This window comes from Agromyces sp. NPDC056523 (assembly GCF_042794545.1).
In the GTDB taxonomy this organism is placed as follows: Bacteria; Actinomycetota; Actinomycetes; order Actinomycetales; family Microbacteriaceae; genus Agromyces.
This window is the reverse complement of the sequence record NZ_JBHTTM010000004.1, coordinates 131295-154533: the sequence shown is the minus strand read 5'-3', so window position 1 is coordinate 154533 and position 23239 is coordinate 131295. Positions and strand designations below refer to the sequence as shown.

Annotated in this window: 24 protein-coding genes; 16 read left to right on the top strand and 8 right to left on the bottom strand. The window is 69.4% G+C overall.

The genetic code is table 11. From position 1 onward, the window contains the following. The first annotated feature begins 94 nt into the window (after positions 1-94). From ACFQ58_RS14135 to ACFQ58_RS14125, 3 genes are read left to right on the top strand one after another with little or no spacing between them, the layout of a single operon-like run. Positions 95-1372 (top strand): lysophospholipid acyltransferase family protein, encoded by a 1278-nt coding sequence (locus ACFQ58_RS14135; RefSeq protein WP_376951792.1) that lies wholly within the window; start codon positions 95-97, stop codon positions 1370-1372. Further along, on the top strand, positions 1360-1986 hold the full coding sequence (locus ACFQ58_RS14130; RefSeq protein ID WP_376951791.1) for a CDP-alcohol phosphatidyltransferase family protein: 627 nt from the start codon (positions 1360-1362) through the stop codon (positions 1984-1986). Before ACFQ58_RS14135 ends, ACFQ58_RS14130 begins: the two co-directional genes overlap by 13 nt. 41 nt (positions 1987-2027) lie before the next feature. Then, on the top strand, positions 2028-2813 hold the full coding sequence (locus tag ACFQ58_RS14125; protein WP_376951790.1) for a phosphatidate cytidylyltransferase: 786 nt from the start codon (positions 2028-2030) through the stop codon (positions 2811-2813). A gap of 26 nt (positions 2814-2839) precedes the next feature. Here ACFQ58_RS14125 and ACFQ58_RS14120 read toward each other — a convergent pair whose 3' ends face one another. After that, positions 2840-3313 carry a GNAT family N-acetyltransferase gene (locus ACFQ58_RS14120; protein WP_376951789.1) on the bottom strand — a complete coding sequence of 158 codons (474 nt, stop codon included), beginning with the start codon at positions 3311-3313 and terminating at the stop codon, positions 2840-2842. A 26-nt stretch (positions 3314-3339) separates the two neighbouring features. Beyond that, positions 3340-3729 carry an MmcQ/YjbR family DNA-binding protein gene (locus tag ACFQ58_RS14115; RefSeq protein WP_376951788.1) on the bottom strand — a complete coding sequence of 130 codons (390 nt, stop codon included), beginning with the start codon at positions 3727-3729 and terminating at the stop codon, positions 3340-3342. Positions 3730-4650: 921 nt separating this feature from the next. Here ACFQ58_RS14115 and ACFQ58_RS14110 point away from each other — a divergent pair. Further along, positions 4651-5214 (top strand): hypothetical protein, encoded by a 564-nt coding sequence (locus tag ACFQ58_RS14110; RefSeq protein WP_376951787.1) that lies wholly within the window; start codon positions 4651-4653, stop codon positions 5212-5214. A gap of 817 nt (positions 5215-6031) precedes the next feature. Here ACFQ58_RS14110 and ACFQ58_RS14105 read toward each other — a convergent pair. After that, positions 6032-7765 carry an L-aspartate oxidase gene (locus tag ACFQ58_RS14105; RefSeq protein ID WP_376951786.1) on the bottom strand — a complete coding sequence of 578 codons (1734 nt, stop codon included), beginning with the start codon at positions 7763-7765 and terminating at the stop codon, positions 6032-6034. Positions 7766-7842: 77 nt separating this feature from the next. Here ACFQ58_RS14105 and ACFQ58_RS14100 point away from each other — a divergent pair, with 77 nt between their 5' ends. The 4 genes from ACFQ58_RS14100 (at position 7843) to ACFQ58_RS14085 (ending at position 10493) form a co-directional block, all read left to right on the top strand. Continuing rightward, positions 7843-8769, top strand: a complete 927-nt coding sequence (locus tag ACFQ58_RS14100; RefSeq protein ID WP_376951785.1) for a LysR family transcriptional regulator — start codon at positions 7843-7845, stop codon at positions 8767-8769. A gap of 36 nt (positions 8770-8805) precedes the next feature. Beyond that, entirely contained in the window at positions 8806-9513 is a 708-nt protein-coding gene (locus tag ACFQ58_RS14095) for a DUF1345 domain-containing protein (protein WP_376951784.1), read from the top strand. 35 nt (positions 9514-9548) lie between these two features. Continuing rightward, the gene (locus tag ACFQ58_RS14090) at positions 9549-10025 is read left to right on the top strand and encodes a DNA alkylation repair protein (protein WP_376951783.1); all 477 of its coding nucleotides are present in this window, start codon (positions 9549-9551) and stop codon (positions 10023-10025) included. 66 nt (positions 10026-10091) lie between these two features. Next, positions 10092-10493 carry a hypothetical protein gene (locus ACFQ58_RS14085; RefSeq protein ID WP_376951782.1) on the top strand — a complete coding sequence of 134 codons (402 nt, stop codon included), beginning with the start codon at positions 10092-10094 and terminating at the stop codon, positions 10491-10493. Between the two features lie 13 nt (positions 10494-10506). Here the strand turns inward: ACFQ58_RS14085 and ACFQ58_RS14080 are convergent, their stop codons facing one another. Beyond that, positions 10507-11394 carry an alpha/beta fold hydrolase gene (locus ACFQ58_RS14080; RefSeq protein WP_376951781.1) on the bottom strand — a complete coding sequence of 296 codons (888 nt, stop codon included), beginning with the start codon at positions 11392-11394 and terminating at the stop codon, positions 10507-10509. A gap of 97 nt (positions 11395-11491) precedes the next feature. On the opposite strand from ACFQ58_RS14080, the gene ACFQ58_RS14075 reads away from it, so the two are divergent. Genes ACFQ58_RS14075 through ACFQ58_RS14065 form a run of 3 tightly spaced genes read left to right on the top strand, consistent with a single transcriptional unit; the run spans position 11492 to position 15022 of the window. Further along, positions 11492-12229 (top strand): aspartate/glutamate racemase family protein, encoded by a 738-nt coding sequence (locus tag ACFQ58_RS14075; protein ID WP_376951780.1) that lies wholly within the window; start codon positions 11492-11494, stop codon positions 12227-12229. Positions 12230-12278: 49 nt separating this feature from the next. Then, positions 12279-13658, top strand: a complete 1380-nt coding sequence (locus ACFQ58_RS14070) for an FAD-binding oxidoreductase (RefSeq protein ID WP_376951779.1) — start codon at positions 12279-12281, stop codon at positions 13656-13658. Further along, on the top strand, positions 13655-15022 hold the full coding sequence (locus ACFQ58_RS14065) for a class I SAM-dependent methyltransferase (protein ID WP_376951778.1): 1368 nt from the start codon (positions 13655-13657) through the stop codon (positions 15020-15022). The genes ACFQ58_RS14070 and ACFQ58_RS14065 overlap by 4 nt, the downstream gene beginning before the upstream one ends. Before the next feature lie 30 nt (positions 15023-15052). Here the strand turns inward: ACFQ58_RS14065 and ACFQ58_RS14060 are convergent, their stop codons facing one another. After that, positions 15053-15499: an SRPBCC family protein gene (locus ACFQ58_RS14060; protein ID WP_376951777.1), complete on the bottom strand. Its 447-nt coding sequence runs from the start codon at positions 15497-15499 to the stop codon at positions 15053-15055. Positions 15500-15645: 146 nt separating this feature from the next. Between ACFQ58_RS14060 and ACFQ58_RS14055 the strand changes: the two genes are divergently transcribed. From ACFQ58_RS14055 to ACFQ58_RS14045, 3 genes are read left to right on the top strand one after another with little or no spacing between them, the layout of a single operon-like run. Then, positions 15646-16689 (top strand): iron ABC transporter substrate-binding protein, encoded by a 1044-nt coding sequence (locus ACFQ58_RS14055; protein ID WP_376951776.1) that lies wholly within the window; start codon positions 15646-15648, stop codon positions 16687-16689. Positions 16690-16748: 59 nt separating this feature from the next. Next, positions 16749-18242: an ABC transporter permease gene (locus tag ACFQ58_RS14050; RefSeq protein ID WP_376951775.1), complete on the top strand. Its 1494-nt coding sequence runs from the start codon at positions 16749-16751 to the stop codon at positions 18240-18242. Next, positions 18239-19315: an ABC transporter ATP-binding protein gene (locus tag ACFQ58_RS14045; RefSeq protein WP_376951774.1), complete on the top strand. Its 1077-nt coding sequence runs from the start codon at positions 18239-18241 to the stop codon at positions 19313-19315. The genes ACFQ58_RS14050 and ACFQ58_RS14045 overlap by 4 nt, the downstream gene beginning before the upstream one ends. A gap of 22 nt (positions 19316-19337) precedes the next feature. Here the strand turns inward: ACFQ58_RS14045 and ACFQ58_RS14040 are convergent, their stop codons facing one another. After that, positions 19338-19733 (bottom strand): FIMAH domain-containing protein, encoded by a 396-nt coding sequence (locus ACFQ58_RS14040; RefSeq protein ID WP_376951773.1) that lies wholly within the window; start codon positions 19731-19733, stop codon positions 19338-19340. A 268-nt stretch (positions 19734-20001) separates the two neighbouring features. Between ACFQ58_RS14040 and ACFQ58_RS14035 the strand changes: the two genes are divergently transcribed. Continuing rightward, positions 20002-20904 (top strand): lytic transglycosylase domain-containing protein, encoded by a 903-nt coding sequence (locus ACFQ58_RS14035; protein WP_376951772.1) that lies wholly within the window; start codon positions 20002-20004, stop codon positions 20902-20904. On the opposite strand, the gene ACFQ58_RS14030 is transcribed toward ACFQ58_RS14035, so the two are convergent. Further along, positions 20897-21805: a methyltransferase family protein gene (locus tag ACFQ58_RS14030; RefSeq protein ID WP_376951771.1), complete on the bottom strand. Its 909-nt coding sequence runs from the start codon at positions 21803-21805 to the stop codon at positions 20897-20899. The genes ACFQ58_RS14035 and ACFQ58_RS14030 overlap by 8 nt on opposite strands. Before the next feature lie 54 nt (positions 21806-21859). Here ACFQ58_RS14030 and ACFQ58_RS14025 point away from each other — a divergent pair, with 54 nt between their 5' ends. Beyond that, positions 21860-22603, top strand: coding sequence for a formylglycine-generating enzyme family protein (locus tag ACFQ58_RS14025; RefSeq protein ID WP_376951770.1), 744 nt, complete (start codon positions 21860-21862; stop codon positions 22601-22603). 22 nt (positions 22604-22625) lie between these two features. Here the strand turns inward: ACFQ58_RS14025 and ACFQ58_RS14020 are convergent, their stop codons facing one another. After that, the gene (locus ACFQ58_RS14020) at positions 22626-23207 is read right to left on the bottom strand and encodes a dihydrofolate reductase family protein (RefSeq protein ID WP_376951769.1); all 582 of its coding nucleotides are present in this window, start codon (positions 23205-23207) and stop codon (positions 22626-22628) included. Positions 23208-23239: the final 32 nt, after the last annotated feature.

Genomic DNA, 23239 nt, shown 5'->3' with positions numbered 1-23239 from the left:
CGTCTCGAGCCGATCGAGCTGACACTTCGCTGCGCGGTCGCGCTCCTTCGCACCGACTGCTCCGCGCTCGCCACGCATGACGGGAGTCACCACCGTGCTGGACACCGCTTCGCTCCACCTCCCCGCACCGCCGACCGCACGCCAGGTTCGTCGTTCGGGTCTCGTGTCCTACTGGCGATCCAAGCTCTGGGGCCTGCTCCTCTCGATCGTCACCGATGGGGTGACGACCATCCCGGCCGTCGGTGCCGAATCGGTGCCGCTCGCCCGCAAGCCACCGCTGCCGGACGCGCCGCTCGTCGTCATCGCCAACCATGCATCCCATGCCGACACGGCCGTCCTGCTCGCAACCATCGGTCGGTCCCGGCCGGTCAGGTTCGTCGCCGCGGCCGACTACTGGTTCGGTCGGCGGCGCAACAAGCTCATCGCGCGATGGCTGGTCGGCATCTGGCCCATCCGGCGTGATCGGAACGGGATGAAGGACCTGCTCGCCGCCGCTCCGACCGTCGCAGCGGGAGTCGTCGTCGTCGTCTTCCCCGAGGGCAGCCGCCGCCACACACCGAAGCTCGCCGGTTTCAAGCGCGGCGCCTTTGAACTCGCCGCCGCATCGGGTGCCAAGGTCCTGCCGGTCGGCTTGGTCGGTGCCGGCGACCTGCTTCCGGTCGATCGCAAGCTCATCCGTCGCGGGCCGGTCGAGGTGCGCTGGGGTGAGCCGTTCACCGTTGCAAGCGGGCATGCGGATGACGCGGCCGCAGCGGCATTCGGAGCCATCGACACGCTCATCGAAGCGCCGGCCACCCAGCGTCCCGGCCGAGCCTGGATCCGCGTGCGCCGCATGGCGTTCGCCACGGCCGGGCTGGCACTGGTCACCGCCTGGGCGTTCGCGGAGGGCATCTTCTGGCCGCTGGTCGCGGAGATGCCGCTCCTGCTGCTCGTCTGCACGGTCGGACGATCCTGGCGTGGCCCGATGCTGATCGCGGCAACCGCGATCGCATCCGCCGCCGGGATCCTGACCACCTGGTGGCTGGTGTCCCACGGAATCGACACCCCCACCCCGTTGACCACAGCGCGAATGCACGAGACCGCAGTCGACGAGCTCAGGACCGACCCGTCGAGCGCGTTCGCGAATCAGATGTTCAACGGCATCCCCGTGAAGGTGTACGCCCACAGCGCGGGTCAACTCGGCATGGACTTCTTCGACGTCGCGTTCTCGATGCTCCCGAGGCTCGCTCGCATCGGCATCGTCGGCATGATCGGATGGGTCGCCGGTGGTCTCCTGTCCCGGTACCTGAAGCCGTGCCTCGGCACCATCCAGGCCACCTTCCTGACGTTGTTCCCGCTCGGGCTCGGCCTGGTCATCTGGTGGTGGTCGTGATGCGCGGGCTGTACGCGGCGAAGCCGTGGTTCACCCGTCAACTCGGGAGAATCGTGACCGTTGCCGTCGACCGCGGGTGGTCACCCGATGCCTTCACCGCTTTGGGTGTGGCGTTCGCCCTCGTGGCCGCCGGTGGCCTTCTGGTCGGATCGTGGCCACTGGTCCTCATCGGACTCGTCGGAAGGCTGGCCGGTGCGAACCTGGATGGCGCTGTCGCCCGCGCCAGAGGGGTCAGCCGTCCGTTCGGGTTCGTCATCAACGAGATCGGCGACCGTGCCTCGGACCTTCTGCCATTCGCGGCCCTCAGCATCGTCGCTTGGCAGACCGGATCCGACCCCGCACTGGTGATGGCCTTGGTTGCGATGACGTCCGCGTCCTGGCCGACCTTCATCTCGCTGTCGGCGGCCGCGGCCGGGGCGCCGCGGATGAATGGCGGACCGTTCGGGAAGACGGAGCGCGCGCTCGCCGTGTTCCTCATCTCGGTCGCGTTCACCTGGTTCCCCGCGGATGCGGTGATCGGCGTCGGTTCGGTTGTGATCATCGCCGGTTCGACCTTGACTGCGGCGACACGAACTCGAGCAGCTCATCGCCACCTTCAGCTGGTGGACGCATGACCTGGCTCGGCTTGAGCGCTCCTGCGACCGTCGGGCTCATCGTGCTCCTGGCGACCGCAGTACCGGTGTTGCTCTTCGGCGACTCGACCATCCGAAGCAGGTGGCTGACCTGGGCGGTCATCGGGGTGATCGTCGGCGGAGCGGAGATGATCGGGGTCGCCGGGGCGGTCATCGTGGCCGTCGCGGTCAGCGTCGTGTGCATCCTCGAGTACGTGAGACTGGCCGGTCTCCGAACTGCCGATCTCGGGGTGCTGATCGCCGCTGGAGTCGGCGCACCGGTGCTGGCGGCCGTGAATCCTGCCGCGATCAACGTGTGGCTGCCGTTCGCGTTGCTGGCCGCCGCTGTGCTTCCCGTGCTCAGCCGTGATCCGGAGTCCGCCCTACCTCGCGCCACTGCCGCAGTGTTCGGGATGCTGTGGCTGGTTTGGGCGCCTGCGCAGCTGGTGATCATCCACCAGGACCTGACCTTGCTGGTGTTGACCGTCGCGCTCACTGACGTGGCCAGCTGGGCGGTCGGAAAGGCGCTCGGACGGTTCCCCGGTGTGCGCGTCCGGCCGTTCGCGGTGTCGCCGAACAAGACGGTCGCCGGGCTGCTGGGCGGTGCGGTCGCCGCCGCGTTCGTCTTGGCGGTCACCGGGGAGTTCAGCTGGGTGTTGCTCCTTGCAGCGGCGGTGGGCGCCCCGCTCGGTGATGTGGTCGCCTCGATGGTGAAACGGCACGCCGGCGTGAAGGATGCCGGGGCCTGGCTTCCGGGATTCGGTGGGCTGCTGGACCGGGCGGACTCACTGCTCGTGGTGGCACCGCTCTTCTCGGTCACCCTCGCCTAGGTGGTCTGCTCGCGTCGCGCCCGCCCTTACAGTTCGAGGGAGTAGTAGAAGGCGCGCTCTCCGGTGTCGGGGTCGACGCCGCTGAACCCATGGCGTTCGTAGAAGCGCTGCGCGTCGACGTCTTCCGCGTCGACATTGATCTCGATCGCCGAGACGCCGCTCGCTTCGGCGTCTGCGACCAGGAGCTCGATCATCGCCGAACCGAGGCCACGACCTCGATCGGCCGGCGCGACGTAGAGCTCGTCGAGGAGGGCTACCGGCCCGTCGTACCAGACGTTGCTCCGCAGCGTCACGAGCGCGACTCCCGTCGCCGGCTCACCGGCCAGGTACGCGATCGTGCTGGGTCCGGCGAGCAGCGACTGCAAGCGCCCGGTCAGAACCGCAACGCCGGGGGTCGGCGTATCGAACTCGGTGTTGAAGTCGTGCAGCAGCCGCGCGACGGTCTCGACGTCGTCGGGACCGGCACGTCGAGCGGCGAGAGGTGCGGAACCGACCGACATGGGCGCCAGCCTAGCCGCGCCATCCGTTACGAATCGAGGTCGTCGAGCTGACGCCGGAGGTACTTCGGAGCCTGGATGCGCCATGCCTCGGTCACCAGCTCGGCGAGGTGGCCCTCGTCGACGCCGGCCATGCGAAATGCGACCTTCGGCTCGCCCCACGGCGTCGTGGTGCGGAGGAACACCTCGGGCGCCATCTGGACGAGCGCGAGCGCGTCCAGTCTCTCGGCGACCTTCACTCCGACCACGAGCTCGGACGCGATGATCTCGCGCATGTCGTCAGGGACGCTCGGCCACGGATGGCATTCCCACGCGTAGAGCTTGCGCCGAACGAACCACGCCGCGCCGCCCGTGGTCGCGCGCTCCTCGCTGCCTGGGAGCCCGAGGGTGGTGCGGCGCAAGTCGTCGAGGGTGGCCACGAGGTGAGCCTAAAGCGCACGACCGACAGGCATGCCTTGGCAAGGTGGGCCTGACCCGTGCTACTCGACCACCTTGCCGACCGTCGAAGTATTACGCATGATCTCCGCGATCTCGTCGGGAATCGGCGGGATCTCCTCTGCGGTCGCCGGTCGATGGCGACCGCGCGAGGCTGGCATTCATGCGGCATCCGTTTCGTGGTATCCGCTGCGGCGATGCATGGTGTCTGGAAGGCAGGTGCGAGAAACGCCTATCAGCGGCAGGTGATGTGGCCACGGGCACCTTCACGACCTTGGCGTCCTCCAAAGTGAGGACTACCTCCGGATTAGTCGGGCGTGGCGTGCTCTGGGCACGCTCATTACCGAGTTCACCGAAACGGAGAACATGAATGACCCGACGCCCCCTTCTTATACTGGCCATCGGCGGCGCTCTCATTGCGACAATGCTAGGCGCCGCTCCCGCTTCCGCCGAAGAGATGGACGAATATCTCCAGTTGGAAGGTCCTAGCGAGACGGGATTGGTAACCGAACAATCCGTGCGTGGCCCAAATAAGCCCGACGGGACTACGACGTTCTCAGTAAGGCTGGGTACAAGCCCGGCTGGGTGCTATGGGCAGACGGACTATGCGCACAAGTCGACTGTGTATGCGTCGGTGCATGGACGGACGCGCTGCAATTTTCCCGTCCCGAGCCTGGGTGTGACCACAACGATCCAGAAGCAAGGATGGTTCTACTGGGAGAACATGCTCAGCGACCCGAGCAGTGCAACCAACTCTGCAACTTCTTACGATGCGCACCCGCACTGGAATTGCAGTGGCTGGGGCTCGCAGAACTACCGCGGAGTCTCGACCCACTGGTCCAAGGAGGGCACATCGACGTACACCGGGACCACCTACGGTGCTGAGAAGCGATTCACCTGCTGACGTGAGATTCCGCGCCAGCCTCATGGCGGCGGCAGTCTCCGCAGTAGCGGGGCTGACGGGCTGCGCCGTCAATCCTCAGCCTCTTCCTACTGCACAGGGCGCATTCACAGAGATGGTTGCACCGCCGGAGACGCCGCCGCCGCTCACTATTCAAGATCTGTCAATCAATCCCGGGTACTATAGCTGGATCATCGATGGTGACGATGTTGTCTTCCGCACGGAGGAGAATCAAGATGATGCGGTGCTACCAGAAGTCTCCGTCAAGGGGGCATCCCTGAGGATCGATGTGGGCTCGTCCGTCGTCCCCGCTGAGTTCATAGTGGTTATCTTTGACGAACTCAATAGCACTGGACTGCCCTCAGAGCCGTTGGGCGAGGAGTTCAATTGCTTGGCCGACACTGGTCCCTGTCAATTGCGTTCGACCGATCCTTTTGTCTCGGCAAACGTGAATTTGCCGGCGAGTACAAAGATCGTGGTCGTTCACTTGTCGTATGCCTCCGAAGATTCTGAGGATGCCATTCGACTACTCAGCGGCTCCTGGGCTGTAAGAATTGGGGAGGATTGAGCTAAGATGCGACACCGTGATGCCGCAGCCAGTGGGGCTGAGCTCATAGCACGGTTGGAATCATCAGGGCGCACGGTCGGCTCGTATGTACCCGGTGACCACGATGCAGCAGTTCGGATTCTCAATCCTGCGCACGATGCAGCTGGTCGCTCAGTGACATGGGAGTCCATGTCTGCTGGCGAATATCAACCCCGCGCGGATCTGGAGTGGTCTGACATCCGGCCGGGCATGGCTGGTCGTGGGCGCATAGAGCCCGCCACCGGCACGATCGATCGAGTGATTGCACGGGCCCTGCTTGACGCTCTGCCAGCTGGCGGTGGATTGATTGTTGCTCAGTGGGAGGGCTACACCGATGTCACACTGCCGTCGACGGGGCATACTCTCCTATTCCCGCCGGAGCGACGTTGTGTGGTCTGGGAGGTCGACCCAACGGCGTTGGCGGACCTGGACCGCATACCGATGCGTTGGTGGGATCGGAAATTGGAGTGGTGCGTTGGCAACGATATATACGCCCGCAGCGTCTTCGTAAGCGGTCCGAAGTCCCTTATTGATGGGTTGCTCACCGCACCCGGAATCGAGGCGTATCGAGTTGCCGCCACGGATCAGGTTGGGCCGGAGGATCTGTAGGCAAACCGTCAGTTCGCCTGGCACTCCCACGCGTACAGCTTGCGCCGAACGAACTATGCTGCACCGCCCGTCGTCGCTCGCTCTCCGGTGCCGGGGAGCCCGCGGGTGGTGTGGCGCAGGTCGTCGAGGTGGCCACGAGCTGAGCCTTTGCCGCACGACCGACAGGAGGCGCTGGTGTCAGCCAGCTCGACTATTCGACGAGCTTGCCGACCGTGGAGACTTCGCGCATGAGCGCGGCGATCTCCTCGGGGATGGGCGGGATCTCCTCGCGGGTCACGCCGGTCGCGGGCGACCAGACGAGGTTGACCTGCTGCGCGGCATCCGTCTCGGGGTAGTCGCTGCGGTTGTGGCATCCGCGTGTTTCGCGACGCTCTAGGGCGGCCTCGAGGGTCGCACGAGCGGCCAGCGCGGCCGACTTCAAGTCGAAGGCGTGGGCGAGGTCCTGGTAGCCGGCGATGTCGGGGTGCACGCCGATGTCGGCGATCCGGGCCTCGATCGCGTCGAGCTCCGCGAGGCCGGCGAGCAGACCGGCTTCGTCGCGCACGACTCCGGCGTACTCGGTCATGGTGTTGCGGATGGCGCGCTGCAGGGCGCGGACGTTCTCCGTGCCATCCGCCGCCAGCAGCCCGTCGATCTCGGAGCGCGCCGCCTGCACCGCAGCCGCCGAGCGCTGCTGCGCCGGCAGCGAGGCCGAGTACGCCGCCGCGGCCTGGCCTACGATGCGGCCGAAGACGAGCAACTCGATGAGCGAGTTGCCGCCGAGGCGGTTGGCGCCGTGCAGCCCAGAGGATGCCTCGCCGATGGCATAGAGGCCGGGGACATCCGTGCCGTGGTCCTCGGGGCGAACCCACACGCCGCCCATCGAGTAGTGCGCGGTGGGTGCGATCTCGATCGGTTGCTTCGTGATGTCGAGCATCTGCAGCTCGAGCATCGTCTGGTAGACGCGGGGGAGGCGCTGCATGATCGTCTCGCGGGGGAGATGCGAGACATCCAGCCAGACACCGCCATTGGGGGTGCCGCGCCCCTCCTTGATCTCGGTGTAGGCGGCGAGCGCGACGCGGTCGCGCGTCGAGAGCTCCATGCGCTCGGGGTCGTACTTGGCCATGAAGCGCTCGCCGAGTCCGTTGGTGAGGATGCCGCCCTCGCCGCGTGCCGCCTCGCTGATGAGGGTGCCGGCCGCGCTCTCGGGCTCGATGATGCCCGACGGGTGGAACTGCACGAGCTCGGGGTCGCGCACGCGCCCGCCCGCCTCGACGGCGAGCCGCCACGAGTCGCCGGTGTTCTCGTCGCGACGGGACGAGGTGCGCCGCCAGATGCGGTTGTGACCGCCCGCGGCGAGGATGACCGCGTCGGCGTGGATGAGGTAGCGCGTGCCATCCTCGAGGTCGAAGCCGTAGGCGCCGAAGACCGCGCCGTCGTCGTTGACGAGGATGCGCGTGACGTAGACGGTGTCGAGGATCGGCACGTTCAGCTGCGCCGCCCGGTTGACGAGGGTGCGCTGGATCTCGAGCCCGGTGTAGTCGCCCGCGAACGCGGTGCGGCGGTAGGTGTGTGCGCCGAAGAAGCGCTGCGAGATGCGGCCGTCGTCTTCGCGGGCGAACGGCATGCCGTAGCGCTCGAGGTCCTGGATGCCGCGCGCGGCGTTCTTCGTCACGATCTCGACCGTGTGGGGGTTCGCGAGGAGGTAGCTCTCCTTCAGCGTGTCGGCGGCGTGCTGCTGCCAGCTGTCGTCGGGGTCCATCGTCGAGAGCGCGGCGTTGATGCCGCCGGCGGCGAGCGAAGTGTGCGCGTCGGACTTGGGGCGCTTGCCGAGGGCGAGCACGTCGACGCCCGCCTCGGCGAGCTCGATGGCGGCGCGCAGGCCCGATCCGCCCGTGCCGATGACCAGGACGGTCGTGGAGATCTGGCGCTCTGCAGTGTTCATGTGATCCACGCTAGGCTCGGGCCTCGAATGCGTCCAATGCATCTTGAGCGTTGTAGCGATGCGCGTACGCTATCGACATGAACTTCGAGCAGCTCCGGTCGTTCGTCGAGGTGGCCCGGTTCGGCAACTTCACCCGGGCGGCCGAGGAGCTCTACCTCGCCCAGCCCTCGCTGAGCCGTCAGATCGCCGCGCTCGAGCAGAGTCTCGGCGCCGAGCTGTTCCACCGAGCCCGCGGCGGGTCGACGCTCACGGTTGCGGGCGAGGCCCTGCTGCCGCTCGCGCGCCGCATGCTCGCCGACGCCGAATCGGTGCGCCGTGAACTCGCCGAACTCGCCGGCCTCGAACGCGGGCGGGTGCGGCTCGGAGCCACGCCGACCCTCTGCATCAGCCTCGTCGCCGAGGTGCTCAGCGTGTTCCACGCCGAGCATCCGGCCATCGAACTCCATCTCTCCGAGCAGGGTTCGCGGGCACTGCTCGACGAACTCGGCAGCGGCGAGCTCGACCTCGCCCTGATCACCACGTCGGATGGCACGACCCCCGAGCGCTTCACCGTGACCCCGCTGCTCGTCGAAGAGCTCGTGGTCGTGTCATCCGCCGCCGCAGCGCCGGTCACCACCGACGACAGCATCGGGCTGGCCGATGTCGCGCGCCTGCCGCAGATCGTCTTCAGCTCGACGTACGACCTGCGCGGCACGACCGACGCCGCGTTCCGAGCGGCCGAGCTCGCGCCCGAGGTCGTGCTCGAGGGAGCCGAGATGGACGCGGTGCTGCGGTTCGTCGAGCGCGGACTCGGCGTCGCGATCGTCCCCGCGATGGTGCTCATCGACCGCCCCGGCCTGCGATCTGTGCGGCTCGCAGCGCCCACGCTCACGCGCACGATCAGCCTCGCCAGGCCGGCGGATGTCGCGCCCACCTCCGCGGTCGACGTGATGCAGGGCACGATCGCCGCCACCGCGACCGCGTTCGCGGCCAGGGCGGGTGAGACGATGCGGCTCGCGCATTGAGCCCAGCCCGATCCCGCGTTCCCTACACTGGCAGTCGTGGGGGACACGTCCAAGGTACCCGCGCTCGCATCGGACCCACTCCGCAACCTCGTCGCACTCGCCGGCGCGGCGGTCGTCACGGTCGTGGCGTTCCTCGTGTACAGCGCGGTCCAGCCGATCCGGTTCACGATCGACGCGGTGATCGTGACCGCCTTCGTGTTCTGGATCGCCTACTCGCTCGCCCACGTGGTGTTGACTCAAGCGCTGTTCGGCCGCGCGGGCAGCGACGACCTACGTCGGTGGCTCAGCAGGACCAACCGTCGCCGCCGCCGCTCGGTCGACTCCGGTGAGGAGGGCGACCGCATCGGCCCGACCGTGAACGCGCAATGGTCGATCCTCGCCGCGGCGGCCGTGGCGCTCGTGCTCATCGCCCCGGGCCTTTTGGACAGTCCACTTGCCAACGGGCTCAGCTTCGGCGTGGTCGTCTCAGCGTGGCTCGTCACCGTCTACGCGTATGCGGTGCACTACGCCCGGCTCGACGCCTCCGCCGAAAGCCTCGAGTTCCCCGGGAAGCCCGACACCGGCCCGGTGTTCGCCGACTACTTCTACCTGTCGGCGCAGATCGCGACGACCTTCTCCTCGTCGGATGTCTCGATCCTCACGACTCGCGCGCGCAAGGTCGTCTCTGGCCAGACCTTCATCGCGTTCGCGTTCAGCACGTTCATCATCGCGCTGCTCATCACGGTGCTGTTCATGAGCAACTGAGCGGCGCGGCGCATGCGGTGGCGCAGAATCGAACCGTGACGACGCCGGCCGCCGAGTTCATCGACCGCACGCTCCGGGCCGAGGCCTCGGAGTGGCGAGCAGATGCCGACGCCGAGCGCATCGGCGGTGGGCTTCGGTTCTACGGCGCGTCGGTCGGCGCCATCCGGGGCACGGTGCGCGACGCCGGTCGGCGGCATCCGGGAATGACGCATGACGAGGTGACCGCGCTCGCCGCGGAGTTGTGGTCGCAGCCGGTGTACGAACGCCGGCTCGCCGCCATCGTCCTCCTCCAGCGGCATGTCGGGATGCTGCGAAGCAGCGACCTCACCCGGGTCGAGCAGTTCCTTCGCGACGCGCGGGTCGCCGAGCTCGTGGACCCGTTGGCCACTGACGTCGTCCGACCATTGCTGGCGGCGATGGGTGGTGCCGAGGCGACCCGGGCGCGTCAGGTCGTCGCGCGATGGGCCGTCGCGGCCGATCCTCAACTGCGGCGCGCCGCGTCGATGCTCTGACTCGGCTGAATTCCCACTCGCTCGGCCGTAGCGTGGACCCACATCGGATTCGGAGGTGCCGGGGCCATGACACGATTCGGGATCGACGTCCTCACCGCGTTGCGGCTCATCGAAGATGACTTGCCGATCGCCGAGGGCCACCAGCTGGTCGCGCCGAACGTGCTCCGCTCCCACGTGCTGTCGCACCTTTATCGTGCGGCCCGCCGAGGCGAGCTGAGCCACGATGCCGCTCGCGTTCAACTCGACCGAGTCTCGTCGATGCGCGTGCGGCTGCTCGGCGACCGGGTCTCCCGCGCGGTCGCGTGGAAGATCGCCGAAGAACTCGACTGGGCTGACACGACCGCGGCAGAGTACGTGGCCGTCGCCAAGCTGCAGGCCGACGCGTTCATCACCCTCGACGCCGAGCTGGCTCGCCGTGTGGAGGGTGTCGTCGCGATCGCGCCGTTCGAGGCGCTCCGTGCATCCTGAGCGGTGAGGAACCTCAGCCGGCGGCGTCCACCACCTGCAGGATCGCCTCGGCGATCTCATCCGGAACCACGGAGATCATGGCGTGCGGCGCATCCACGGTGATGAGCTGTCCGGGCGAGAATCGGTCGGCCAGGTCTTGCTGCTGCGCTCGGATCGCGGCGAGGAAATCGTCCCCGGCGACTGGTGGCAGTTCGATCTCCTCGGTGACGAAGACCGTTCCAGGGATCTGGGGGATGCGATCGAGCGCTGCGAGCGCGACGGTATCGGCCGCGAAGACGTCGATCTTCTCGCCACTCTCGTTCCAGGCATCCGCCGCCAGGCGCCATTCGGGCGGAAGCATCGCTTCCTCGAGTGCGTTGCTGCCGGGAAGCGAGGGGTCGAGCAGGACGACGCCGTCGACCGCGTCGGGATGGGTTCCCGCATAGGTCACTGCGACGACCCCGCCGAACGATCCACCGACCAGGACGACCGGTCCATCCGGCTGCACCTCGGTGAGTACGGCGTCGAGATCGGCGACGGTCTGCTCGATCGGGATCGGTCCGTCGACGCTCGAGCTCTTCCCCACGTTCGCGCGCTCGTACTCGCAGTACGTCACCTCGCCGGCCAGGCGTTCCTGCAGTTCCGGAGCGTGGGCCCAGTTCGCTCCGTCCTGCGGCATGATGAGCCCGTGCAGGTAGACGACGGTGGTCTCGCCGTCGCCCCAGCAGGTTGTGAACAGCGTTCGCCCATCGGGCGTTCGCGTATCGCCGGAGAACGTCGGAGCGCCGGGCTCGGCCGCGGCGGAGCTGCCCGAGGTCGGAGCTGTGGCCTCCTGGGAGACATCCGTCCCCGCCGCGCATCCGGCCAGAGCCATGGCTGAGAGGAGCGCGGCGGCGAGGGCAGAGAGCCGAGACTTCCTCATGTGGACACCATCCTCCGATTCCGGACGGCGCGCAAGCACCACCTTGTACGGTGGATCAGGATCCAATCGTCGACGGTGACGCGAGGTAGGGGGCACCTTGGGCACGATCATCCACCAGCCCGCTGGGCAGATGATGGCCGGGCACGCGGTCGGGATCCTGCTACTGAACACCGGGTACCCCACCATCCCGGGCAACGTCGCGAACGCGTCGACGTACGACTACCCGGTCAGGTTCAAGGTCGTCGAGGGCGCCGACAGTCCCCGGCTGATCGGCGGCGACCCGACGCTGCTCGAACCCATCCTCGCCGCCGCACGCGAGCTCGTCCGCGACGGCTGCCGCGCGATCGTCGGCGCGTGCGGCTTCTTCGCGCGCTTCCAACGCGAGCTCGCCGAGGCACTGCCGGTGCCGGTGTTCCTGTCGAGCCTGTGCCAGGTTCCGATGCTGCTCGGCGCGCTGCAGCCCCAGCAGCGGCTCGGCATCCTCTGCGCGAAGCGGAGCAGCCTCGACCAGCGGATGCTGACGGCGGTGGGCATCCGCGAGGACGCGCCGATCGTCGTGGCCGGCATGGAGCACAGCCCGGGGTTCCGCGGCGCGATCCTCGAAGACCAGGGCTGGATGGACCTCGATCAGGTGCGTGACGAGGTGGTCGGCGCGGCCGTGCAGCTGGTGACCGACCATCCCGAGATCGGCGCGCTGCTGCTCGAATGCAGCGACATGCCCCCGTACGCCAAGCAGATCCAGGATGCGACGGGCCTCCCGGTCTGGGACTACCTCACGCTCATCGACTGGATCCGTTCCAGCGTCGTTCGTCGCACCTACGACGGCTTCATGTAGCCACGTGCGGGGGAGTGCGCGCGCCGACCCCGCGGACTACCGTGAAGGCGTGTCCGTACGTGAGACCGACGCACGCACCGCCCACGCCGACGGCGTGGAGCGGCTTCTCGCAAGCTACCGCGCCGTGCCCGAGGCATCCGCGGTTCGCCTCGCGAAGCCCACGTCGAACCTCTTCCGGCCCCGTGCGAGGGCGGATGCCCCGGGGCTCGACACCGCCGGACTGACGCACGTCATCGCGGTCGACCCCGAGGCACGCACAGCGGACGTCGCGGGCATGTGCACCTACGAGGACCTCGTCGCCGCGACCCTCCCGTACGGCCTCACGCCGCGGGTCGTGCCGCAGCTGAAGACGATCACGCTCGGCGGCGCGGTCACCGGCCTCGGCATCGAGTCGGCGTCGTTCCGCAACGGGATGCCGCACGAATCCGTGCTCGAGCTCGACGTCCTCACGGGGGCCGGCGAGCTGGTCACGGCGTCGCCCGACGAGCACACCGACCTGTTCCGCGCGTTCCCCAACTCGTACGGCACGCTCGGCTACGCCGTGCGCCTGCGCATCGAACTCGAACCCGTGCAGCCGTTCGTGGCGCTCACCCACGTGCGGTTCCATACCCTCGCCGACCTCGTCGCCGCGATGGACCGGATCGTTCAGACCGGCACGTACGACGGCGAGCGGGTCGACTACCTCGACGGCGTCGTGTTCAGCGCCGACGAGAGCTACCTCTGCCTCGGCATGCAAACCGCGGCCACCGGCCCGGTGAGCGACTACACCCGCCAGCGGATCTTCTACCGATCGATCCAGCACGACGACGGCGCCATCCACGATCGCCTCACGATCCACGACTACCTGTGGCGGTGGGACACCGACTGGTTCTGGTGCTCGGAAGGCTTCGGCGCGCAGCATCCGCTCGTGCGCCCGCTCTGGCCGCGCCGGTATCGACGCAGCAGCTCGTATTGGAAGCTCATGCGCCTCGCGCGGCGGTACGACATCGCGGACCGGCTCGAGCGCCTCAAGCGCCGCCCGCCGCGCGAATGGGTCATCCAGGACATCGAGGTGCCGATCGGGCGCACCGTCGCGTTCCTCGACTGGTTCCTCGCGAACGTGCCGATCGAGCCGATCTGGCTGTGCCCGGTGCGCATGCGGGACGACGACGGCTGGTCGCTCTACCCGCTGCGGCCACGCGAGACCTACGTCAACGTCGGCTTCTGGTCGACGGTGCCCGTCGGGGCCGCTGCCGGCGAGACCAACCGCCGCATCGAGCAGGCAGTCGGCGAGCTCGACGGCCACAAGTCCCTCTACTCCGAGGCGTTCTACTCCCGCGAGGAGTTCGACGCGCGGTACGGCGGCCACGCCTACCGTGCGGTCAAGGACCGCTACGACCCCGACGGACGACTCCTCGACCTCTACGCGAAGGCGGTGCAACGACGATGACGACGTTCAAGAGCCAGGTACCCGAGACGGATGGCGCGGCTGGGCCGGCCACCGACCCAGCCGCGGCCGCACCGACCACCGGAGACGAGCGCAAGCTCACGCTCGCCGAGATCCTCGAGCTCCTCGCCGGCGGCAGGCTCCCGCTGCGGTTCACCGCGTACGACGGCAGCGCGGCCGGACCCGAGGACGCCCCGTTCGGCCTCGAGCTGACCTCGCCGCGCGGCACCACGTACCTCGCTACCGCGCGGGGCGACCTCGGCTTGGCGCGTGCCTACATCGCCGGCGATATCGAGGTCCACGGCGTTCACCCGGGCGACCCGTACGAGCTGCTCAAGGCGCTCGCCGACGAGCTGGTGTTCCGGATGCCGCCGCCGAAGACGATGGCCCGGATCGTGCGGTCGATCGGCATGGAGCACCTGCGCCCGATCGCCCCGCCGCCGCAGGAGGTGCCGCCGCGCTGGCGGCGTCTCGGCACCGGACGCCGGCACAGCAAGGCACGCGACGCCGAGGTGATCCACTACCACTACGACGTCTCGAACACCTTCTACGAGTGGGTGCTCGGGCCGTCGATGACGTACACGTGCGCGTGCTACCCCAGCGCCGAGGCATCCCTCGACGAGGCGCAGGAGAACAAGTACCGCCTCGTGTTCGAGAAGCTGCGGCTGAAGCCGGGAGATCGACTGCTCGACGTCGGATGCGGCTGGGGTGGCATGGTGCGCTACGCCGCTCGTCGTGGCGTGCGCGCGCTCGGCGTGACCCTCTCGCAAGAGCAGGCCACGTGGGCGCAGCGCGCCGTCGCCGACGAGGGACTCGGCGATCTCGCCGAGGTGCGGTACGGCGACTACCGCGACATCCGCGAGTCGGGCTTCGACGCCGTCTCATCGATCGGGCTGCTCGAGCACATCGGCGTGCGGAACTACAAGTCCTACTTCCGGTTCCTGCGGTCGCGGCTGCGGCCGGGCGGGCTGCTGCTCAACCACTGCATCACTCGCCCAGACAACAAGGCCGAGCCGTCGACGCACGGGTTCATCGACCGCTACGTCTTCCCCGACGGCGAGCTCACCGGCTCGGGCCGCATCATCACCGAGGCGCAGGATGCCGGGCTGGAGGTGCTGCACGAGGAGAACCTCCGTCCGCACTACGCGCTGACCCTGCGCGACTGGTGCGCCAACCTCGTCGCGCACTGGGACGAGGCCGTCGAGGAGGTCGGCGTCGAGAAGGCCAAGGTGTGGGGCCTCTACATGGCGGGATCGCGGCTCCAGTTCGAGCGCGGTGGCATCCAGCTGCACCAGGTGCTCGCGGTGAAGGACGACGGGCACGGCGGCGTGGGCGACCTGCCGCTGCGACCGTGGTGGAAGGCCTAGGCTCAGGCGTCGATTGGCAGGCGCGCCGGCTCAGGACCGTTCGAGCTGCGCCTTCGCGCGCGTGAGTCCGTCGACCTCGGCATCCATGGCGTGCTGCACGCGCTTCGATAGGAACAGCGCCATGAACCACCCGAGTTCGGCCTCGAGCGAGAAGTGCACACGCGTGCCCGAGCCATCGGGCTCGAAGCGATATTCACCGAGCGGTCGAACGGGCCCCGCGATGCCGCGGAACGCGACGCGGCGCGGTGGCTCGAACGCGGTCACCTCGATGTCGGCCGGGATCTCGCGCCCGCCCGCGCCGTCGACCCGCTGTCGGTAGACCGCGCCCAGACGGGGCACGCCGCCGCCGTCGCGCTCGATCGACCGCACGCCCTGCCGCCATGTGGGGTCGTTCTCAGCCTCGGCGAAGAAGGCGAACACCACGTCGATCGGTCGAGCGATGGTGATCGAGTTCGATGCCGCGACTCGACTCGCCATGAGGCGATCATCCCACCACCATCCGACTCCGTGAACCCCGATCGCGACGGCGCTCGAGGATCGAGACGACCCGTGACGGCGCGGCATCCGGGAGTGCTTTAGGATAGCCTTACCTCCCCGCCCGGACTTGGAAGGTCCTCTTCTCGATGTCTTCTCGCCTGCGCCGTGCGCTCGTCGCGACTGCCGCCGTCTCCACGCTGATGCTCGCCGGCTGCGCCGCCGACGGTTCCGGTTCCGGATCCTCGGAAGCCGCCGCCGACCCCGACGCGCTCGTCGTCTACAACGCGCAGCACGAGGAGCTCACCCAGGAGTGGGCCGACGCGTTCACCGAGGAGACCGGCATCGAGGTGGTGCTCCGCAACGGCGACGACAGCGAGCTCGGCAACCAGCTCGTGCAGGAGGGCGCGGCGTCGAAGGCCGACGTCTTCCTCACCGAGAACTCGCCGGCGATGTCACTCGTCGAGGAGGCCGACCTCTTCGCGCCGGTCGACGAGGCCACGCTCGCGCTCGTGCCCGAGCAGTACCGCCCGGCCTCGGGCGCCTGGACCGGCATCGCCGCCCGCTCGACGGTGCTCGTCTACAACCCCGACCTCATCTCCGAAGACGAGCTGCCCGCCTCGCTCATGGACCTCGCCGAGCCCGAGTGGAAGGGCCGCTGGGGCGCAGCACCCGCGAAGGCCGACTTCCAGGCCATCGTCTCGGCCGTCCTCGCGACGCAGGGCGAGGATGCCACGCGCGACTGGCTCGAGGGCATGGCCGAGAACGCGACCGAGTACCGCAACAACATCGTCACCATGAAGGCGGTCAACGCCGGCGAGGTGCCGGTCGGCGTCATCTACCACTACTACTGGTACCGCGATCAGGATGCCGCGGCCGAGGACAGCGGCAACACCGAGCTGCACTACTTCGGCAACCAGGACCCGGGCGCATTCGTGAGCGTCTCGGGCGGCGGCGTGCTGGAGAACGCGCCGCACCCCGACGAGGCCCAGCAGTTCTTGGCGTTCATCGCGGGCGAGCAGGGCCAGCAGATCCTCGGCGAGGGCTACAGCTTCGAGTACCCCGTCGCGTCCGGCGTGCCCGCGAAGCCCGAGCTGCCCCCGCTCGACAGCCTCGATGCGCCCGTGATCGACCCGTCGACCCTCAACGGACCCGAGGTCATCGACCTCATGACGGAAGCCGGCTTGCTCTGACCTCCACTGCGACCCGTTCACCGGCGGTCGAGACGCACGGGCGTCGACCGCCGGTCGGATTGGTCGCACTCGTCGCGGTGCTCGCCGCCGCCGCGCTCGTGCCGATCGCGTACGTGGTGCAGGCCGCTGTCGCGATGGGTTGGGACGAGCTCTCGGCCCTCGTCTTCCGGCCGAAGGTCGGCGAGCTGCTCGTCAACACGGTGCTCCTCGTCGTGATCGGCGTGCCCGCGACGGTCGTGCTCGGCGTCGGCGGGGCCTGGCTCGTCGAGCGCACTGCGCTGCCCGCGCGCCGTGCGTTCGCCGTGGCGTTCGCGGCGCCGCTCGCGATCCCCGCGTTCGTCGCCAGCTACGGCTGGGCCAGCGCCATCCCGTCGATCAGCGGGCTCTGGGGCGGCGTGCTCGTGTCGGTGCTCGCCTACTTCCCGCTCGTGTACCTGCCCGCGCTCGCCGCCATCCGCGGTCTCGACCCCGCGCTCGAGGAGTCGGCGCGGGCGCTCGGCATGGGATCGTGGTCGGTGTTCGCCCGGGTGGTGCTGCCGCAGCTGCGCCTCGCGATCCTCGGCGGCGCGCTCGTCGTCGGCCTGCACCTGCTCGCCGAGTACGGCGCGTTCGCGTTCCTGCGGTTCGACACCTTCACGACCGCCATCGTCACCGCCTACCAGGCCACCTTCGCGGGACCGAACGCGGCCGCCCTCGGCCTCGTGCTCGCCGTACTCTGCCTCGTGCTGCTCGGCCTCGAGTCGCTCGCGCGCGGCCGTGCGCGCTACGCCCGCATCGGCAGCGGCTCGCCGCATCCGCCGACGCGGCTCCAGCTCGGCCGGCTGCGGGTGCCGACGGTCCTCGGCGCGTCCGTCCTGGTCATCGCCGCCATCGCCGTCCCGCTCGCGAGCGTGGTGCGCTGGCTGTTCCGTGCCGACGCGGCCGACCTCGGCGGGCTCGTCCCGGCGACCATCCAGACGCTCGGGCTGTCGATCGGCGGCGCGGTCTGCGCCATCCTCGTCGCCCTGCCGTTCGCCTGGCTCGCCGTGCGGTACCCGAGCCGGATGTCGCGACTGCTCGAGGGCGCGGCCTACCTCGCGAGCAGCCTCCCGGCGATCATCGTCGCGCTCGCGCTCGTGGCCACGACCCTCGCCTTCGCGCCGGCGCTGTACCAGACCGCGTTCACGGTCATCGCGGCGTACGTCGTGATCTTCCTGCCCCGCGCGCTCGTGCCGCTGCGGGCCGGCCTCTCGCAGGTACCCGAGTCGCTCGAAGAGGCGGCGCGGTCGCTCAGCGTCCCGCCGTGGGCGGCTCGACTGCGGGTCACGGCTCCGCTGCTCCTGCCGTCGGTCGCGGCCGGTGGCGCCCTCGTCGCGCTCGGGGCCGCGAACGAGCTCACCGCGACGCTGCTGCTCGCGCCCACCGGCACGCGTACCGTCGCGACGAGCTTCTGGTCCGCGGCATCCTCGCTCGACTACCCGGCCGCCGCGCCCTACGCCGTGCTGCTCGTGCTGCTCTCGGTACCCGCAGTCGCCCTCATGTTCGCCAACGCCACCGGACGGAGCCTTCGATGACCCTTCGCCTCAGCGGTATCTCGAAGTCGTTCGGCAGCACCGAGGTGCTCCGCGACGTCAGCCTCGAGGTGCCCGACGGCACCCGGCTCGCGCTCGTCGGGTCGTCCGGCAGCGGCAAGAGCACGCTCCTCCGCCTCGTCGCCGGGTTCGAGCGGCCCGACGCCGGCACGATCTCGCTTGACGACCGCGAACTCGTCGGGCCCGCGACATCCGTGCCGGCCCACCGCCGCGGCATCGGGTACGTGGCGCAGGACGGCGCGCTGTTCCCGCACCTCTCGGTCGCCCGCAACATCGCGTTCGGGCTGCCGCGCAGCGAGCGTCGTCCGGCGAGGGTCGCCGAGCTCATGGAGCTCGCCTCCCTCGACCCGGCGCTCGCCGATCGCATGCCGCACGAGCTCTCGGGCGGACAGCAGCAGCGTGTCGCACTCGCCCGCGCGCTCGCGCTCCGCCCGAAGGTGATCCTGCTCGACGAGCCGTTCAGCGCGCTCGACACCGGCCTTCGCGCCCAGACCCGCCGCGCCGTGGTCGAGGTGCTCGAGCACAGCGGTGTCACCGCCGTGCTCGTCACGCACGACCAGGAGGAGGCGCTCTCGTTCGGCCAGCAGGTCGGCGTGCTCGCGGGCGGTCGCCTCGTGCAGGCCGGCGATCCTGCGGCGGTGTTCGACGCCCCGGTCGACGCCGGGGTGGCCGAGTTCCTCGGCGACGTGGTCGTCGTCCCCGCACGGCCGGCCGGTGCCGCGCTCGCCGACTGCGCATTCGGATGCCTCGCCGTGCGTCATGACCGCAGCGGCGGCGCCGAGCGGGTGTGCGCCATGCTGCGTCCTGAGCAGCTGCGGCTGGAACCGGCCGAGCTCGACGGCAACGCCACCGTCATCGGCGTGCGCCGCACCGGTGCGTCGGCCGAGCTCAAGCTGCGGCTCGGCGCGACCGAGTTCCCGGTCGAGGTGAGCCATCGGATCCCGCTGCACGAGGCGGGACGGTTCGTGCCCGGCTGCCCCGTGCGCGTGGCCGTCGACGGCGGCGTTGTCCTCTACCCGGAGCCCGATCAGTCGCCCGTCGCGACCACGGCCTGAGACAGGATCTCAAGAGCCAGGCTCAGACGGAGCCACCCAGGCAGAGGATGATCGGGTCGACGGCGGCGATCAACGCCGAGGCACCCGATGCGGAGATCTTGCCTGCATCCCGCAACTGGTCGATCCGGGCGCGGAAGTCCGTCAGCTTCGCCGCGGCGTCGAGGGACTTCCCGATGTCGAGCTTGAGCACGGCATCCGAGAGCTTGCCTTGCAGCGTCGCGCGGTCCTTCTCGGCATTCTGACCGGTGATGGCGAGCGCCGCGACTGCGCCCTGGAGGTCGGCGATGCCCTGCGTCACGGACGCGGTCGAGCAGTCGGCGATGGGGCTGATGGTCACGTCGGCGACGGCCGGACCGGCGACGGCGGTCAGCGGCAATGCCACGGCGATGATCGCGCCGGCGAGGATCTTCTTCATCATGCTCGAGCTCCTAAGACGGGGATGCGCTGGTACTGAGGTCGTAGGCACCAATCAGTACCGTGCCGACCTCCTTCGGGATAGGACTTGATTTCCGGCCTCGTTCCGCGTATCGCCGGGTGATCGCGCTGGGACGTCTGGCCCCGACGGGTACGGGGGTGCACGTTCGTGGTTAGGCTGGACGAGCGGGCCGGCGGCGCACCTCCCGAACAGAGCGCCACCACGCCGACCCCGTGGGCACTGAATCACGCCCGAACGGAGCTACTGACCGATGTCCTGGGATGACGATTCGTACGGCGATCCGCTGGGTCGTCCGGCTCGGGCCGCGTCGGGGCGGCAGCTCGTCGCCCGCGTCGCGGGGTACGCCGGCCTCGTCGTCGCCGTCATCGCCCTGATCGTCGGCACGGTCTACGCCGTCACCGCGGTCGGCGTCGCGGTCAATCCCGGCGGCTTCGCGGCCCAATCAGCGCGCGGGCAGGGCGTCGCCTTGCCGCCGGTGAGCGAGCCACTCGAGGATGGCGGCCTTGGGGCCGGCTCGACTGAGTCGGCGGAGGCGCCGACCGGCGTCACCAGCTCCGAGGTGGCACCCATGGTGGAGCCGGAGGTCGGGACCACCCCCGAGGTCGAGAACAGCTGGGTCTCCCGGATCTCGGCGGCGACGGGGATCCCCGAGCGGGCCCTGTCGGCCTACGCGCTCGCGCACGTCTCGATCGCGCAGTCCGAGCGGGAGTGCGGCCTCGACTGGACCACGATCGCGGCCATCGGCTCGATCGAGTCCGGGCACGGCAGCCATGGCGATTCGACGCTCCAGGCGGATGGGACGGTCAGCCCTGCCATCCTGGGTCCGGCGCTCGACGGCAACGGCTTCGCCGCCATCCACGACACCGACGACGGCGCGCTGGACGGCGACACCGAGTGGGATCGCGCCGTCGGTCCCATGCAGTTCATCCCGTCGACCTGGGACATGTGGGGCATCGACGCCAACGGCGACGGCGTCGCCGACCCGAACCAGATCGACGACGCCGCGCACGCCGCGGCGATGTACCTCTGCGCATCAGGCCCGATGACGAGCGCAGAAGGATGGCGCGGGGCGGTGTTCTCCTACAACCACGACGACGACTACGTCGACAAGGTCGCGCGCCTCGCGAACGAGTACGCGGCCGCCGTCAGCTGACCGCCCGCACGCCCAGCCCCGGCCACCAGCAGCGGACCGAGCTGCGGTATCGACGGAACTCGTCGCCGAACCGGCGCTCGAGATCGGACTCCTCGAGCGGACGGATGGCGTAGTTCCAAACGAGGGAGCCGGCGATCGCATAGACCACGACCATCCACGACCCGAGCATGAGCCCGACCGCGACGCCCTGCACGATCCCGGCGATCGCCATCGGGTTGCGAACGAAGCGATAGGGGCCCGCGATCACGAGGCGATTGGGCATCGCTGCCGGAAGCGGTGTGCCGGCGCCGCGAGTGGACATCGCGGCCGCCGACCAGACACCGAGCGCGCTCGCGAGCACGAACACCGTGACGCCCAGGGGAGTCGCCGCGGGCGGGAACGGGACCGCCAAACCCCATCGCTCCTCGAGCCAACTCAGCACGAACGGCAGCGCGGCGAGGAAGAAGCCCCAGAAGATCACGATCTCGACCAGGGTGCTGGTGACATGAGCGGATGTCGCGGCCCGCGCATCGGCGGGACGGAACGCGAACGGACCGCGAGCGACGAGCCACTCGGTCGGTACCCGCCCGAACAGCATGAGGCACAGCGCGATGACGGAACCCCCGGTCGCCGCGGCCATGAGGAGCACGCCCCATCCGGCCTCGCCCGTCACCGTGGCGTACACCGCGAGGAGCCCCGTGACGAGGATCGTCCATCCCGTGGCGACGACCGCCGCGGCCCTCACGCCGAAGGCGGCGACTGCCGATGCGCCGACGAACAGCGGAATGTCGAATGCCGCGATGATCACCGGGTCGAGACTGCCGAGCGTCGCAGTTCGCACGATCGGCGACAGGAACACCGCGACCCACCACGCACCGCCCGCGATCGCCTGCGCGGCGAAGTAGACGCGACCCCATGGCATGGGCGCACGATAGCACCGTCGTCGCGGCACACCCTCGCGTGCGAGACTGCCCCGATGACCGACATCGAGATGGCGCGGATCGGCGGCGGGACCATCGGCCTCCACGATGCGCGCCGGAAGGTGCGGTGGAGCGTCGAGCTCGAGCCGTTCGAGATCGGGGTGTACCCGGTGATGCAGGCGCAGCTCGGCGAGCTGCTGGGGGAGACCGCGACCCACCCGCGACGGCCGGCGACCGAGGTCAGTTGGCTGCGCGCCATCCGCTTCTGCAATGCCGCCTCGGAGTGGGAGGGGCTCGACCCGGCGTACACGTTCGACGGCGAAGACGTCACCTGGCATGTCGATGCCGACGGGTTCCGGCTGCCGACCGAGGCCGAGTGGGAGTTCGCGTGCCGGGCCGGGTCGACCGGGCCGCACTACGGGCCGCTCGGCGAGATCGCGTGGACGAGTGCTGACGGCGTGACCGCGCCCCAGCCGGTCGGCGGCAAGCTGCCGAACCTCAACGGGCTGTTCGACACGCTCGGCAATGTGTGGGAGTGGTGCTGGGACCTGCTCGACCCGGCGCGCTACGACGAGTACCGCGTGTTCCGTGGCGGCGGGTTCGCGGATGACGCGTGGAGTGTCCGCGCGTCGACGCGCCGCGGCGGCGCCCCGCGCATGCACCACGAGGACGTGGGGTTCCGCGTCGCGCGCGGGGGCTTCGATGCGACGGATGCCGCGCAGGGATGGTCGGCGCAGGCCGACCTCGAACGCGCCACGATCGACGGCCCGCTCCCGCCCGGCTGGACGCCGCGGCGCTGAGCGCCGCCCGCCGACCCTGCGACTACGTCACGACGCGGTACCGCAGGTGCGTCGCGGCATCCGTGGCGACGACTTCGGGGCCGTCGAGGCGAACGTGCCGGTCGATCCATCCGTCGCCGAAGAGGGCGGTGCCGCTGCCGAAGATCACCGGCACGAGGTGGATCGAGATCTCGTCGACGAGGCCCTCCCGCAGGAACTGCCGGGCGATGTCGGCGCCGCCCATGATGCCGACGTCGGCGTCGCCGGCCGTCGCGCGGGCGGCGTCGAGGGCTGAGCGGATGTCGCCGACGAACGTGTAGACGCCGCCGTGCGGAACGCTGTCGGGCTCGCCGTGGCTCACGACGAACAGGGGAACTCGAGCCGGGCCGGTCGGGCCATCCGCCTCCCACCACGTGATGGAGTTGTCGTACGTACGACGCCCGGCGATGACGGCGCCGAGTCGCGCGCCGGCCTGCTCCAGCAACTCGCGGTCGCGGTCGCCGCCGGCGAACGCCCAGTCGTGCAGCACCTCGCCGCCGACGCCCATGCCGACTTCGGGGGTCATGCCACTCGCCGCGATGAAGCCGTCGAGCGACATGCTGATGTCGAAGATGACGCTGCCCATGATGTGCTCCTCTCTCGGAAACGTACTCTCAC

What these genes read in the sequence shown, in the direction of transcription:
- ACFQ58_RS14120 (WP_376951789.1), bottom strand. Translation starts at nt 3,313, where the DNA reads ATGTCGGTCGGTTCCGCACCTCTCGCCGCTCGACGTGCCGGTCCCGAC.
- ACFQ58_RS14105 (WP_376951786.1), bottom strand. Translation starts at nt 7,765, where the DNA reads ATGAACACTGCAGAGCGCCAGATCTCCACGACCGTCCTGGTCATCGGC.
- ACFQ58_RS14100 (WP_376951785.1), top strand. Translation starts at nt 7,843, where the DNA reads ATGAACTTCGAGCAGCTCCGGTCGTTCGTCGAGGTGGCCCGGTTCGGC.
- ACFQ58_RS14085 (WP_376951782.1), top strand. Translation starts at nt 10,092, where the DNA reads ATGACACGATTCGGGATCGACGTCCTCACCGCGTTGCGGCTCATCGAA.
- ACFQ58_RS14080 (WP_376951781.1), bottom strand. Translation starts at nt 11,394, where the DNA reads ATGAGGAAGTCTCGGCTCTCTGCCCTCGCCGCCGCGCTCCTCTCAGCC.
- ACFQ58_RS14065 (WP_376951778.1), top strand. Translation starts at nt 13,655, where the DNA reads ATGACGACGTTCAAGAGCCAGGTACCCGAGACGGATGGCGCGGCTGGG.
- ACFQ58_RS14060 (WP_376951777.1), bottom strand. Translation starts at nt 15,499, where the DNA reads ATGGCGAGTCGAGTCGCGGCATCGAACTCGATCACCATCGCTCGACCG.
- ACFQ58_RS14055 (WP_376951776.1), top strand. Translation starts at nt 15,646, where the DNA reads ATGTCTTCTCGCCTGCGCCGTGCGCTCGTCGCGACTGCCGCCGTCTCC.
- ACFQ58_RS14045 (WP_376951774.1), top strand. Translation starts at nt 18,239, where the DNA reads ATGACCCTTCGCCTCAGCGGTATCTCGAAGTCGTTCGGCAGCACCGAG.
- ACFQ58_RS14040 (WP_376951773.1), bottom strand. Translation starts at nt 19,733, where the DNA reads ATGATGAAGAAGATCCTCGCCGGCGCGATCATCGCCGTGGCATTGCCG.
- ACFQ58_RS14035 (WP_376951772.1), top strand. Translation starts at nt 20,002, where the DNA reads ATGTCCTGGGATGACGATTCGTACGGCGATCCGCTGGGTCGTCCGGCT.
- ACFQ58_RS14030 (WP_376951771.1), bottom strand. Translation starts at nt 21,805, where the DNA reads ATGCCATGGGGTCGCGTCTACTTCGCCGCGCAGGCGATCGCGGGCGGT.
- ACFQ58_RS14025 (WP_376951770.1), top strand. Translation starts at nt 21,860, where the DNA reads ATGACCGACATCGAGATGGCGCGGATCGGCGGCGGGACCATCGGCCTC.
- ACFQ58_RS14020 (WP_376951769.1), bottom strand. Translation starts at nt 23,207, where the DNA reads ATGGGCAGCGTCATCTTCGACATCAGCATGTCGCTCGACGGCTTCATC.